This window comes from Vagococcus humatus, from assembly GCF_003950325.1.
GTDB lineage: Bacteria > Bacillota > Bacilli > Lactobacillales > Vagococcaceae > Vagococcus_C > Vagococcus_C humatus.
Genome location: NZ_PXZH01000005.1, coordinates 1 through 12,790 on the forward strand (window position 1 = coordinate 1; position 12,790 = coordinate 12,790).

Annotated in this window: 14 protein-coding genes; 5 read left to right on the top strand and 9 right to left on the bottom strand. The window is 33.7% G+C overall.

The features are described 5' to 3' along the window. Positions 1-338: 338 nt before the first annotated feature. From C7P63_RS08220 to C7P63_RS08230, 3 genes are all read right to left on the bottom strand, one after another. The gene (locus C7P63_RS08220) at positions 339-704 is read right to left on the bottom strand and encodes a hypothetical protein (protein ID WP_125943676.1); all 366 of its coding nucleotides are present in this window, start codon (positions 702-704) and stop codon (positions 339-341) included. A 75-nt stretch (positions 705-779) separates the two neighbouring features. Next, positions 780-1,145, bottom strand: coding sequence for a CvfD/Ygs/GSP13 family RNA-binding post-transcriptional regulator (locus C7P63_RS08225; RefSeq protein WP_125943677.1), 366 nt, complete (start codon positions 1,143-1,145; stop codon positions 780-782). Positions 1,146-1,251: 106 nt separating this feature from the next. After that, the gene (locus tag C7P63_RS08230; protein ID WP_125943678.1) at positions 1,252-1,842 is read right to left on the bottom strand and encodes a peptidylprolyl isomerase; all 591 of its coding nucleotides are present in this window, start codon (positions 1,840-1,842) and stop codon (positions 1,252-1,254) included. A 126-nt stretch (positions 1,843-1,968) separates the two neighbouring features. On the opposite strand from C7P63_RS08230, the gene C7P63_RS08235 reads away from it, so the two are divergent. After that, entirely contained in the window at positions 1,969-2,991 is a 1,023-nt protein-coding gene (locus C7P63_RS08235) for an NAD(P)/FAD-dependent oxidoreductase (protein ID WP_125943679.1), read from the top strand. 8 nt (positions 2,992-2,999) lie between these two features. Here the strand turns inward: C7P63_RS08235 and C7P63_RS08240 are convergent, their stop codons facing one another. Then, positions 3,000-3,242 carry a DUF1450 domain-containing protein gene (locus C7P63_RS08240; protein WP_125943680.1) on the bottom strand — a complete coding sequence of 81 codons (243 nt, stop codon included), beginning with the start codon at positions 3,240-3,242 and terminating at the stop codon, positions 3,000-3,002. 154 nt (positions 3,243-3,396) lie between these two features. Here C7P63_RS08240 and C7P63_RS08245 point away from each other — a divergent pair, with 154 nt between their 5' ends. After that, a complete protein-coding gene (locus C7P63_RS08245; protein ID WP_125943681.1) occupies positions 3,397-3,921 on the top strand; it encodes a phosphatidylglycerophosphatase A family protein in 525 nt (174 codons plus the stop codon). 66 nt (positions 3,922-3,987) lie between these two features. On the opposite strand, the gene rpoE is transcribed toward C7P63_RS08245, so the two are convergent. Together rpoE and C7P63_RS08255 are read right to left on the bottom strand one after the other, a co-directional pair. Further along, complete coding sequence (gene rpoE, locus C7P63_RS08250) at positions 3,988-4,593, bottom strand: DNA-directed RNA polymerase subunit delta (RefSeq protein ID WP_125943682.1); 606 nt, start codon at positions 4,591-4,593, stop codon at positions 3,988-3,990. An 84-nt stretch (positions 4,594-4,677) separates the two neighbouring features. Further along, entirely contained in the window at positions 4,678-5,112 is a 435-nt protein-coding gene (locus tag C7P63_RS08255; RefSeq protein ID WP_125943683.1) for a YwiB family protein, read from the bottom strand. Positions 5,113-5,318: 206 nt separating this feature from the next. Here C7P63_RS08255 and C7P63_RS08260 point away from each other — a divergent pair, with 206 nt between their 5' ends. The 3 genes from C7P63_RS08260 (at position 5,319) to gloA (ending at position 7,957) form a co-directional block, all read left to right on the top strand. After that, on the top strand, positions 5,319-6,143 hold the full coding sequence (locus C7P63_RS08260; RefSeq protein ID WP_125943684.1) for a lipoate--protein ligase family protein: 825 nt from the start codon (positions 5,319-5,321) through the stop codon (positions 6,141-6,143). Next, positions 6,136-7,506: an HD domain-containing protein gene (locus tag C7P63_RS08265; protein WP_125943685.1), complete on the top strand. Its 1,371-nt coding sequence runs from the start codon at positions 6,136-6,138 to the stop codon at positions 7,504-7,506. The genes C7P63_RS08260 and C7P63_RS08265 overlap by 8 nt, the downstream gene beginning before the upstream one ends. Before the next feature lie 76 nt (positions 7,507-7,582). Then, a complete protein-coding gene (gene gloA / locus C7P63_RS08270; RefSeq protein ID WP_125943686.1) occupies positions 7,583-7,957 on the top strand; it encodes a lactoylglutathione lyase in 375 nt (124 codons plus the stop codon). A 57-nt stretch (positions 7,958-8,014) separates the two neighbouring features. Here gloA and C7P63_RS08275 read toward each other — a convergent pair whose 3' ends face one another. The 3 genes from C7P63_RS08275 to C7P63_RS08285 are packed head-to-tail and all read right to left on the bottom strand — an operon-like array spanning position 8,015 to position 12,683. After that, positions 8,015-9,919, bottom strand: coding sequence for a PTS fructose transporter subunit IIABC (locus C7P63_RS08275; protein WP_125943687.1), 1,905 nt, complete (start codon positions 9,917-9,919; stop codon positions 8,015-8,017). 14 nt (positions 9,920-9,933) lie between these two features. Beyond that, positions 9,934-10,800: a ketose-bisphosphate aldolase gene (locus tag C7P63_RS08280; RefSeq protein WP_125943688.1), complete on the bottom strand. Its 867-nt coding sequence runs from the start codon at positions 10,798-10,800 to the stop codon at positions 9,934-9,936. A 20-nt stretch (positions 10,801-10,820) separates the two neighbouring features. Continuing rightward, positions 10,821-12,683 carry a BglG family transcription antiterminator gene (locus C7P63_RS08285; RefSeq protein ID WP_125943689.1) on the bottom strand — a complete coding sequence of 621 codons (1,863 nt, stop codon included), beginning with the start codon at positions 12,681-12,683 and terminating at the stop codon, positions 10,821-10,823. Positions 12,684-12,790 lie beyond the last annotated feature (107 nt).

Consider the following 12,790-nt stretch of genomic DNA (forward strand, 5'->3'; position numbering starts at 1 on the left):
GAAGACATTTAGCTCAATTTTGTTTGCTAGCGAATTGACTTCACTATAATAATATAAGTTTGTTTTTACATCTTGTAAAAACGCCCTACACATTTGGTTCGTCTTATTCTTTGTTCAGTTTTCAAAGATCTATTTGTTTCGTCGTCTTTTCCAACAACTACTTAATCATATCAGAAGCAGTTGACTTTGTCAACAACTTTTTTTGATATTTTTTATTATTCTTGTCGCAAGGATTCGCTACATTATCACAAACCCTTTATCTTAACGACAAGTAATAATATATCAAATATATTTATAAAAAGCAAGGATAAAATCTGTTTTTTTATTATTTCTTTTAATTACTCAAAAATTGGAACATCTGAGATTGAAAAATTTTTCAACAAATTTCTTAGTGTACTTGGTTTTGCCCAAGTATAACCATTTTCAAGTTCATGTGTCCATTGTGTTTCTTCCATTTCAAACACATACAAAGGAATCTTTCTATCATCTAGACAAATTGTGGTAAGTTCAACTAAATCCATAGAGTGAATATCTACTAATACTTCTAACTTCAATGCCTGTAAAATATTGGCTAAGCTTGTGTACTCTTGATTCATTTTAGTGGTAACAAAGTGTTGGCCTGACTGTTCTTCTTTTACTAAAAACTTTTTCTCCCCGTTGGCACGATTTAACATAATAGTACCAGCTACTAGTTGGGTGCTCATTTCATCCACCTCTAATTCACTTTTTTAAACTTGCACTTCTTATAATAGCATATTTTCAGAAAAAATCCATAAGTATTACATTTGCAAATACTCTATAGACTCCTCAATCCATTTAGGCATCGCCTTTTCCAATGTTTCAAACCCAATTTTTTTCTTGCGATTAGTAAAATAGATTTTCTTTTTTCTTCCTGGAAGGATTTGATTTTCTTGCATTGCTCTTAGCGATAAACTGATTTTTTTCGTATATTCATCAATGTCTATAACTTTAACTGTTACTTTATCACCAACAGACAAAACTTCATTGATATCTTTGATATACCCATGAAAAATTTCCGAAATATGAATCAATCCTTGTTGTTGATCCTTTAATGAAACAAATGCTCCGTAAGGTTGAATACCTGTAATCTGTCCTTCTAGAATCATTCCTATTTTGTATACCATGCTTCCACATCCTTTTTATTACTTCTATCATAAGTATAACGGATTGTTCTTACATTTAAAATAAACCAACAAACAAGTAATACTTGTTTGTTGGTTTATCGGTACTTTAAGCTTCAGTTATTTCTACTGTTTCAATAGTAACATCATAAACAGGTTTATCTTGTGCGCCAGTTTTAGTTTGAGCAATATCATCTACTACTGCCATATCATCATCCATAACTTGACCAAATACTGTATGACGGAAATCTAACCAAGGTGTTCCACCATTTTTATAGGCTTCAATAATTTCTTCTGGAAAACCAGCATTAGCCATTTGTTCCACCATCTCTTTTGGCATATCACTTTTTTGAACAATAAAAAATTGACTACCATTTGTGTTAGGTCCTGCATTAGCCATTGATAAAGCACCACGTAAGTTAAACAATTCATTTGAGAATTCATCTTCAAATGATTGGCCGTAAATACTTTCTCCGCCCATACCAGTTCCAGTTGGGTCTCCTCCTTGAATCATAAATTCAGGGATAACTCGGTGAAAAATCACACCATCATAGTAGCCTTTTTTAGCTAACTCAACAAAATTTTCAACTGTTTTAGGTGCTTGTTCAGGGAATAATTGAATACGAATATCCCCTTTATTTGTTTTTATAGTCGCAATAGGACCTGTAACGGACTCTAATGATAACTGAGGAAAGCTCATTCTTTCATACCTCCAACATATTCTTTTTTTATTGATTAAGTGTATCATGAAATCATATTTATGTCTTGATTTTCCTTTTTTTTATATACTAAGATTAGTACCAATTAAACTGGAGGTAGATACCTTATGACTATAGATGAAAAAGAGATATATGATATAACGATTATCGGGGCAGGTCCTGTTGGTTTATTTACAGCTTTTTATGCTGGAATGAGGCAGGCAAAAACTAAATTAATTGATAGCCTTCCCCAACTAGGTGGGCAACTTAGCATGCTTTACCCGGATAAACATATTTATGATATTGCTGGATTTCCTAAAATAAAAGCCAGCACACTTGTCACCCAGTTAACAGAGCAAGCCATGCAATTTGAACCAACTATTTGTCTAGAAGAAACACTGACTCAACTCACTCCTTTGTCCTCTGACCTTTTAAAAATAGAAACCAATCAAGGGGTTCACTATACTAAAAGCATCATTATTACAACAGGAAATGGGGCTTTTCAGCCGCGAAAACTGTCTATTCCAGATTTGGATAGTTGTGAGAATGTGTCTTTATTTTATTTTGTTCGCGATCTTTCTTTATTTAAAGATAAAAATGTGGTCATTGCAGGTGGTGGAGATTCTGCTATTGACTGGGCTTTAGAGTTAGAACCATTAGCTAAATCGGTTACCCTTACTCACAGGCGTCCTAATTTTCGTGCCCTAGAACATAATGTTTTAAAATTAAATAATTCCTCTGTCATCTTGCAAACTCCTTTTGTTATTAATAGTGTGATCCATGAGGCAAGGCAAATTACAGAGCTAGAGTTATATAATCCTAAAGAAGATTTAACAGAAATAATTCCCGCTGATATGCTTTTAGTCAATTACGGTTTTATCAGCTCCCATGATTATCTAGCAAATCTTGGTCTTGATTTAGACAACCATTTAATTAAGGTAAAGGCAGATATGTCTACCAATATTCCAGGAGTATATGCTGCTGGAGACGTTTGTACCTATCCAGGAAAAGTAAAATTGATTGCTACTGGACTAGGGGAAGCTCCTACAGCTGTCAATAATGCTCTACATTTTATCCAACCAGAGTTAAGAGTACAACCAATGCATAGTACTAGTTTATTTTCTAACTCAGACAAAAAGAAAAATCTGTAGCCTTTTGCCTACAGATTTTCTTTTTCCCAATGTTCTAGTGCTTCTAATAGATGAGTTTTAAATTCAACTAAAGTATTACCAGTTACCCATTCTCCTTCTAAAAAGCCGTAATACATTTTAGCGCAGGTTTGGCACTCATTCATGCACCCATAAGTAACTAAATCTACCCTTGAGGCAATCTCAGGTAAGTTAACCACTTGGTCTAATCCTTTAGCCAGGTTTTGTTCGCAACATTCTAATAAAGGATTCATTCAACCACTCCTTGTCTTTTTTGTTCATTATAGTATATCATTAAATTAAGAGTTTTTAGAAACGAACTGATTGCTGTTTACTTAATGTCAGCAAATAAATAAGCCTATTAATGTCTATTACTCTAGTAGTAGTCTGATAAGAAAGAGGAAAATTATGACAACAGATAAAGATATTTTAGAACAACGTGCAAAAGACTTATTAATCCAACGAGGTGTTACCATCCAGGATATTGCAGAATTAGTTTACTTTTTGCAAAAACCTTATGTGGCAGAATTAACTATTGAGCATTGTTACCATAATGTAGAAATGGTATTAAAAAAACGAGAAGTACAAAACGCTATCTTAACAGGTATTCAGCTTGATTTAGCTGCTGAACAAGGTACACTCTTAGCTCCGCTACAACAAATCATTGAAGAAGATGAAGGTTTATACGGAATCGATGAAATTTTGGCATTGGCTATTGTAAATGTTTATGGTTCCATTGGCTTTACTAACTACGGCTATATTGACAAAGTTAAACCTGGCATTTTAAAACAGTTAAACGATCATAGTGGTGACCATATTCATACTTTTTTAGATGATATTGTAGGAGCAATTGCAGCTGCTGCAGCTAGTCGCATCGCTCATGCTGCTGTCGATCAATATGACTTTTTAAAACAAGATGCAGAGGAAAAATAATAAAAAAAGGCTCTAGAGAAGTTAACTTCTCTAGAACCTTTTTTGCTAAAACTAGATAAAGACGCTTTATAAGTCTTCATCCTCGTCGTCATAATCATCCATATCGTCTTCATCAACAATACTTAATTCATCTTCAACGCCTTCTGGTACATCTTCTTCATCAATATCATCTGCACCGATTTCTGATAAGTCTTTGCCGTATTCAGCAATTTCTTCATCATCTTTTTCATCGTCATCGTACTCTTCGTCATCTTCATCAATATCATCTGCATCTTCAGGATCATCGTCATTGTAATCAATAGCATCTTCATCATCTGTATCTAAAAATGCATTAACTTTACGACGTTTTTTACGACGTGGGCGATCTTCTTCATCTTCATCGTCATCCCCAAAATGAGAAACTTCTTCGTCAATTGAGTCGATTGGATACCAAGAGCGTAGTCCCCATCGATTGTCTCCTAGAGAAATAAAACTACCATCTATGTTTAAATCTGTATAAAATTGTGATAAATCTTCACGAATATCTTTATCTGCTTTTCCTAAATAATTTTGAATTTGGTTTACTAAGTCAGTAAAATCCATAATATCGCCATTTGCTTCCAATAAAGCATGAGCCACTTCAATCATGGATAATTCTTCTTTGTTCACATCTTTAAAAACCTTTAATTCCACCTGACACACGTCCTTTCACAGTCTATTCCTTATCATACAATAGATACTTTATAAAATGCAATGAAAATTCCAATAAAAACATAATTATGCCATAAATTCTAAGTACAACTGGTAATTTCCTAACTCTTCCTCACCTGTAAGCAATTGGTAGTCAATCTCTACTTTTCCAGAAAACGGCTGCTCATTTAACAACAAATGTAACCGACTGGTATACGTGTTAATTTCTAACAAACCATAAGGGGTACGATAATGAGTTAGATGATAATCTTGATGGGTAAACCCTAATGTTAATTTATAATCTGTTGTGCGAGTTAATTGAACGTGACCTGTAGCATCTATTTTAATCGTCACAGGAACACTTTTACCATTTTGTTCAGGTTCCTTATAGCGTAAATAAATAGACGAGCCTATTTTAACTGCTTGTCCTACCACATTAAATACATGTTCATTTGTATTCCCTTCCTGCGTTACCTCTGTACGCAAATACACGGAAACTGGAATTTGCTCTCTTTTTACCATAAAAAGCCCCTTTCTCTCTATTCTCCATTATTGTAACTAGCTTACCAAATTCATGCAATCGTTACGTTACGTCTTTATATAAAAAAAGTCAAGTTTTTCTTAAAAGTTCTTCGTTCAAACATATTAATGCCATATTCTATCACTATCTTATATAATATATAATAACAAAATCAAGTTAATAACTATTAAAGGAGTTAGATACCTAAATGAATTCACTTACACCCTTAACTATTATAAATGACCCTGTTGAACCAAACTTATTTGCCCCTTTTGCTTATACCGACTTATACACCTTACATACTAGTCAAACTCAAGAACACTTAGTTCATTTCTGGGAATTTGACCGAACAGTTATCCTTGGAATGAAAGATACCCGTCTTCCTTTTCTAACTGATGGTTTAAACCTCTTGCATCAAGCAGGTTTCCGTTACTTAGCTAGAAATTCAGGAGGGCTTGGCGTTGTTTCCAATGAGGGAGTTTTAAATGTTTCGTTATTTCTCCCTAATCCTGATCATCAAATAAGTATTCCTGAAGGCTATGCTAAAATGGTCGACTTAATTCAAGATAGCTTCTCTGACTTTCATGTAGCGATTGAAGCTAAGGAAATAAGCGACTCTTATTGCCCTGGAGAGTTTGATTTAAGTATTCAAGGTCAAAAGTTTGCTGGCATTGCCCAACGAAGAATCAAAGAAGGCATTAGTGTCATGATTTATTTAAGTGTTCACGGAGATCAATCTGCTAGAGGACAATTGATGAAAGAATTTTATCAAGCTAGTTTAAAACAGCAATTCGGAACAAAGGGTTACCCGCCAATTAATCCTAATTCTATGGCTAATTTATCTGATTTACTTGGGGAAGAGTTAACCATCTCAGCTGTAAAAAAACGTTTATTAGACACCTTAGAAAAATCATATAGACTAATCTCAACAACTTCGGAGGAATTTGTTCGAAGTCACCATTACCAACAAGAGTTACTTAAACATCAAAACAAGATGGAAAAACGAAATGAAGGAGTGATTTTACATGACTGAAACAGGGTATAAACAGCAAATGCTCCCTATGGAAAAAGTGTTTCGTGATCCTGTCCACAATTATATTCACGTCCAACATCAAGTTATTTTGGACTTAATTGACTCAAAAGAGTTTCAACGTTTGCGGCGAATTAAACAATTAGGGACTACTTCCTATACTTTCCACGGAGGTGAGCATAGTCGTTTTTCACATTCTTTAGGTGTTTATGAAATTACTAGACAGATTTGTAATATTTTCACTCGTAATTTTTCTCTTGAAAAAGATAACGAAAACGGCTGGGATGACAGTGAACGATTGGTCGCTTTGTGTGCGGCACTGTTACATGATGTTGGCCATGGTCCTTATTCTCATACTTTTGAAGGTATCTTTCAAACCGACCATGAAGCTATCACTGTAGCAATTATCACTTCACCTACCACTGAAATTTATCAGATTTTAAATCAAGTTGAGCCAGGTTTCCCTGAAAAAGTAGCTAGTGTGATACAAAAAACTTACCCGAATCAACAAGTTGTACAAATGATTTCTAGCCAAATTGATGCAGATAGAATGGATTATCTACTAAGAGATGCTTATTATACAGGAACGGAATATGGCACCTTTGATTTAACTAGAATTTTAAGAGTGATTAGACCTTATAAAGAAGGGATTACTTTTGGCATGAATGGCATGCATGCTGTAGAGGATTATATTGTTAGCCGGTACCAAATGTATATGCAAATTTATTTTCACCCTGTTTCAAGAGGTATGGAAGTCGTCTTACATCACTTGTTAAAACGGGCAGCTTATTTGTATCAAGAAGAACCAGCTAGTTTTCCCTGTGAGTCTTCCTTACTTATTCCTTTTTTTACTAATCAGTACACTTTGGAAGATTACCTACGCTTAGATGATAGTAGTTTAACCACCAACTTTATGCTATGGACAGATCATTCAGATCCTATATTAAGTGATTTAGCTAATCGTTTTTTAAACCGCAAACCTCTTAAATCTGCTAAATTTAACTCTAAAACAGATCAGTGGCTTGTAGCAGACTTGACTCATTTAATTGAAAAAGTCGGCTTTGACCCTATTTACTACACAGCTGTTCATGGTAGTTATGACTTACCTTATGATCTTTATCGTCCAGAAGAGTCTAAACACCGAACACAAATCGAGCTACAAGAAAAAGATGGAACATTAGTTGAATTGTCACAAGTCAGTGACTTAGTTCAAGCACTCTCAGGTCAAATTCACGGAGATGATCGCTTCTTTTTTCCAAAAGAAATGTTAGGCAGTCAGTCTATTACGTTGTTTGATGATAAGGTACAATGTTTTACATCCTACTTTCATAACGGACGAATTGTTAACCCCAATCAAGAAAATTAACGACTCCTTTAGAATATGTTACACTTTAATTGAGTCATTTGACTCATACTATGAACAAAAGAAAGGAAGATAAGTTATGAAAATGGCTCATACTTGTATTCGTGTAAAAGATTTAGATGCTTCTTTAGCATTTTATCAAGCTGCCTTTAATTTTAAAGAGTCTCGTCGTCGTGATTTTCCGGAAAATAAATTTACTTTAGTTTACTTAACTCTACCAGGAGATGAGTACGAACTTGAATTAACTTACAATTATGATTCTGAAGGCTATGACTTAGGAAATGGCTACGGTCACATAGCTATTTCAGTCAATAATCTAGAAGAGTTACATCAACAGCATCAAGCTAATGGTTTTAATATAACCGACTTAAAAGCATTACCTGGTGTACCACCTTCTTACTACTTTATTACTGACCCTGATGGCTATAAGATTGAAGTTATTCGCGATAAATAACGGCATAAAAAATAAGAAGCTTAGGCAAATGCCAAGCTTCTTATTTTTTGTTTCATATTAAATGGCTACTTCTAAACTTTGTTGTGCAATTGGTTTTTTTAATAATCCTGCAACTAATGCTGTTACAGCACTACCTACTAAGATACAAACTAAATATAAAACCGGTTTATTCACAGCAATTGGAATCACAAAGATACCACCATGAGGAGCAGATAAAGTAATATTCATCGCCATAGACATAGCGCCACCTACTGCTGCCCCAATAATATTAGCTGGAATCACTCTTAGTGGATCTGCTCCGGCAAAAGGAATCACTCCTTCAGTGATAAAACATGCGCCTAAAACATAAGCAACTTTTCCTGCTTCACGTTCAGCTTCTGTAAATTTATTTCTGAAAATAGTTGTCGCTAATCCTAATCCGATTGGTGGAATCATTCCTCCACACATTAACGCAGCCATAGGTTCATAAACACCACTTGTTATCATTTGAATACCGAAAGCGTAGGCAATTTTATTAAGAGGGCCTCCCATATCGCTTACTAGTAAAGCAGCTAAAATAGCTCCTACTAACATCGCATTAGAACCACTCATATTCGTTAACCATGTAGCCATTCCTTCATTTAAATGACTAACTGGTTTGTTAACCACATATTGAATCACAATCGTTGTTGCTAGTGTGCCAAAAACTGGATAAAGCAACACAGGACTTAACCCTTGGATAGATTTAGGTAACTTAATGAAAACTTTTTTCAGAGCAACAACAACATATCCTGCAACAAACCCTGCAATTAACCCACCTAAGAAACCAGAACCACCCATAGAAGCAATCATACCACCAATTGCTCCTGGTGCTAAACCAGGTCTATCAGCAATACTATATGCTACATATCCTGCAAAAATAGGAACCATTAAACCAAAGGCCGCTTCGCCTCCAACTGTTTTTAAGAAAGCAGCAAACTGGTTAAATTGATCACTTTTTGGATTCGCAGCATCTACACCAAACATAAATGAAATCGCAATCAAAATTCCTCCTGCCACTACGAAAGGTAACATGAAAGACACACCATTCATCAAATGTTGATAAATTGACAAAGCTCCATTTTTCTTACTGTCTTTTTTCTCTTCCACTACTTTTTTCTTCACAGTTGAAAGATCAGGTTCTGGCATAGCTAACACTTGATTGATTAATTCTTTTGGATGATTGATTCCTTTTTTAGTGTTAGTTTCAATTATTTTTTTACCTGCAAAGCGTGATGTATCTATTGAGCGATCTGCAGCTATAATAACACCAGCTGCTTGTTCAATTTCTTCTGGAGTCAACTCATTTTCCGTACCACTAGATCCATCGGTTTGAACTTTCATTGTCATTCCCATACTTTTAGCAGCATCTCTTAGTGATTCTGCAGCCATATAAGTATGAGCAATTCCTGCGGTACAAGCTGTGACTCCAACTAAAAAAGTATCTTTTGAACTATTTTCTACTGATTCTTCTACAATAGCTGACTCTTGTTCTTCTTCTAACTCTTTTTGATTAATAATCTCTAAAACTTCTTCTGGTGAAGTAGCCAAAATAAGTTTGGCTCTAAATAATTCATCCATTAAGTAAGTAGACAACTTAGATAACGTTTTCAAATGTTCATTTGTTGCATGCTCATCTGCTGCAATCATAAAGAATAAATGGCATTTTTCTTTATCATAAGTAATGCCCTCTAAAGAACGGCCAAAAGCTAATCCTGGTTGTTTAACTGCAGCTGATTTAGCATGAGGAATAGCAATTCCTGCTCCTACCTCTGTTGAAATAGTATTTTCTCTATCCCAAATATCTTGTTTATATGCAGCTTCATCACTTAAATAGCCATTTTCTGATAAAGTATGAACTAATTGGTCAATAATCTCACTTTTATTTGTTGCATTCAAATTTAATTGAATGTTGTCTACTAGTAATAAATCAGAAATCTTCATTATTCTTCACTCCTTTACACATATAAAGATGCTTTATTTACAGATTCAAATAGATGCATTTTATCTCTTAAAACTTTCTTAGCTGCTTCTGTTGCTTGTGGAGTAATAATCCATGGTTCATAATCATCTGGCATTTCTATCATAGTTTCTTTAAATGTGTTGTAAAAAGCTACTTTCATATCACTAGATAAATTAACTTTAGCGATTCCATTTTCTACTGCTGCTTGAATTTTTTCTTCTGGATTATCTGATCCCCCGTGTAAAACAAGAGGCATATCTACAGCGTTTCTGATTTCTTGTAAACGATCAATTTGAATATTTGGTTTTTTACCTTTAGGATAAATACCATGAATAGTCCCGATAGCTACTGCTAAGAAATCTACCCCTGTTTCATCGACAAATTGTTTAGCTTGACTTGGGTCAGTATATAAAGCTTCAGCTGTAGTTGTTTCTCCGCTTCCTTTATTACTGCCAATCGTTCCTAATTCAGCTTCAACAGAAACTCCTACTTGATGAGCGATATCTACAACTTCCTTTGTTACCCGAATATTTTCTTCAAAAGGCAAGTGTGAAGCATCAATCATAACTGAGGTATAGCCATTACGAATAGCTTGAATACAATCTTTTGCATCTCTTCCATGATCCAAATGAATAGAAATTGGAACTTTAGCATTTTGAGCTGCTTCTTTTACATAGGTCATAAAGTCGTTAGTTAATAATTCCACTTCTAATGGATGAATTTGTAAAATGGCTGGAGCATTAAGCTCTTCTGCTACTTCAATAACTGCTTTTACAAACTCGCTATTACCGATATTATAAGCTCCCACACCAAAATTATTTTGATAAGCCACATTTAACATTTCTTTTGTACTAATTAACATAACAATCTCTTCTTTCTTTTTTAGACTTGATTTAAATAGGTAATAAATTCATTAAAATCAGTTATTTTTTTTAGTTGCTCTACTTTTTTTGTTACTTTCAATAACTGATAAATTTCACTAAACACTTGCGAATTTTCTAGGGTTTGTTTGACACTAGGTAAAATGAGAAAAACAAGTTGAACATCTTTCTCTCCCCAATTAACCGGTGTCTCATTGATAGCTACCCCTATTTTAAAAATTTCATTTGTTGAATAATCAATCGGGTGAGGCAAAGCGACTTCGTTCCCTACATCCGTTGTTGATAAACCTTCCCTATCTAGAATACTTTCATATAATTCTTCAGCATCCATTGCTATAACCATCTTTTTTAATATATCTTCTTTGGTTACTTCATTTAGTTTGAAGAAATAGTCAGGATTTAAATAATTCAACAATACTTTTTGATGAATTAATTGATTAATTTTTTGATAATCCTCTTTAGTTGGAAAATCATTCACATAAACTACTGGTACCGATACTTGATTAAGTAATGTTGGACTTGCTTGAGATACAACAAAGTTAAGAGAAGTATCTAGTTGGTCTATTTCATTAGCATTCAGTGTTTGAACAACTTCAACTTCACTAAATCTTCTAAGTATTTCATAATTCAGTAAATCAGCAGTTGCCATGTTTCTTCCTTGAATAATAGCTACTTTAACGGTCTTTTTAGCCACTCGTTCTAAAAATGAAGCAAAGTGTAGCGCCACATAACCAATCTCATTTTCTGGTAATTGAATATCTGTCTCACTCTTTAATAAATAAGCAAACGTTACGGCCATATTATGAGCTTGAATATATTCTGTTTTTATATAGCTGATATAAGTATTTTCTATATAAAAATTGTATAAAATAGGATATAAATCTCTAAATAAATGCAAAAGCAAACCAGAATATAACTGACTATCTTCAATTAAATTAAGTTGATATTGCTGACTCATTAAAGTTAAGACGCGTTTTATCTCTCCTTTTAATTTTGTTGAAATTAATTGGCTAAGTTCCCCATCATCGAAATCATTCAGTAACCGTTTACTCATTAAATACACACTAAAGAAAATTATTTCAGCTTCATAATATTGACTATTAAACTCTGAAACCAGTTTAGAGAAAATTCGCTTGGATGTATGGTATTCAGTTGAATGTTTAACATCAATTGTAAAATGTTGGGACTCGATATAATGACCTTGTTTCATTCTTGTCATGGCAATCACTAAGTAACTGATAATAGGCAATAAACTTTCTGGTGTTAAAGACATGTTAATTTTAGTAACATCATCTATTACCTGTAGTAACTTAACAAGTTCCTCAGAAGATATCCATTCTTTAAAGTAATAAGTCAATACATCTTGGATGTTGTCTCGGTTGATAATGGCTGGTGTGATTAAACTATCTAAAAATAGCCGCTTATCTAACTCAGAACCAGTTAATTTAATGCCTTCGAAAATAATTGTTTCTAAAGTTAACTCTCTTTTTTGATCAGCAATCATTTGTTGAATTTTTAAAATATCTTTTCTGATTGTCTGAGAAGAAAAATAAAGCTGATGAGCAATTTGCTCGTACGTAATAGATTCTTGATTTTCTAGTAGAAACTTAACAATGAAAAATGCTCGCTCTTCAAATTCTAAATGTTCATCTTTTTTAAATTGTTGCATTTGTCCTACTAATTTGTATCCTTTGTTTTGATGAGCTTGAATTTTAGAGTCAATCAAATAATTTTCATTTAAATCTTTGACATAATTACGTATACTTCTAGTAGAAACTCCTAAAGACTGGGCTAATTGATTACCATTTATATAATCTTGCTCTTCTTTCAATAAAACAATTAACTTTACATATTGACTGCGCATCCAACTTTCCTCCTCAACAACATCATAAGTCTTGTAAGCACTTTCCGCTATATTGACTTTCTTCCTAACTAGTTAGGAAAAGGCTTTCAATCCAGTTGCTTTTTTCC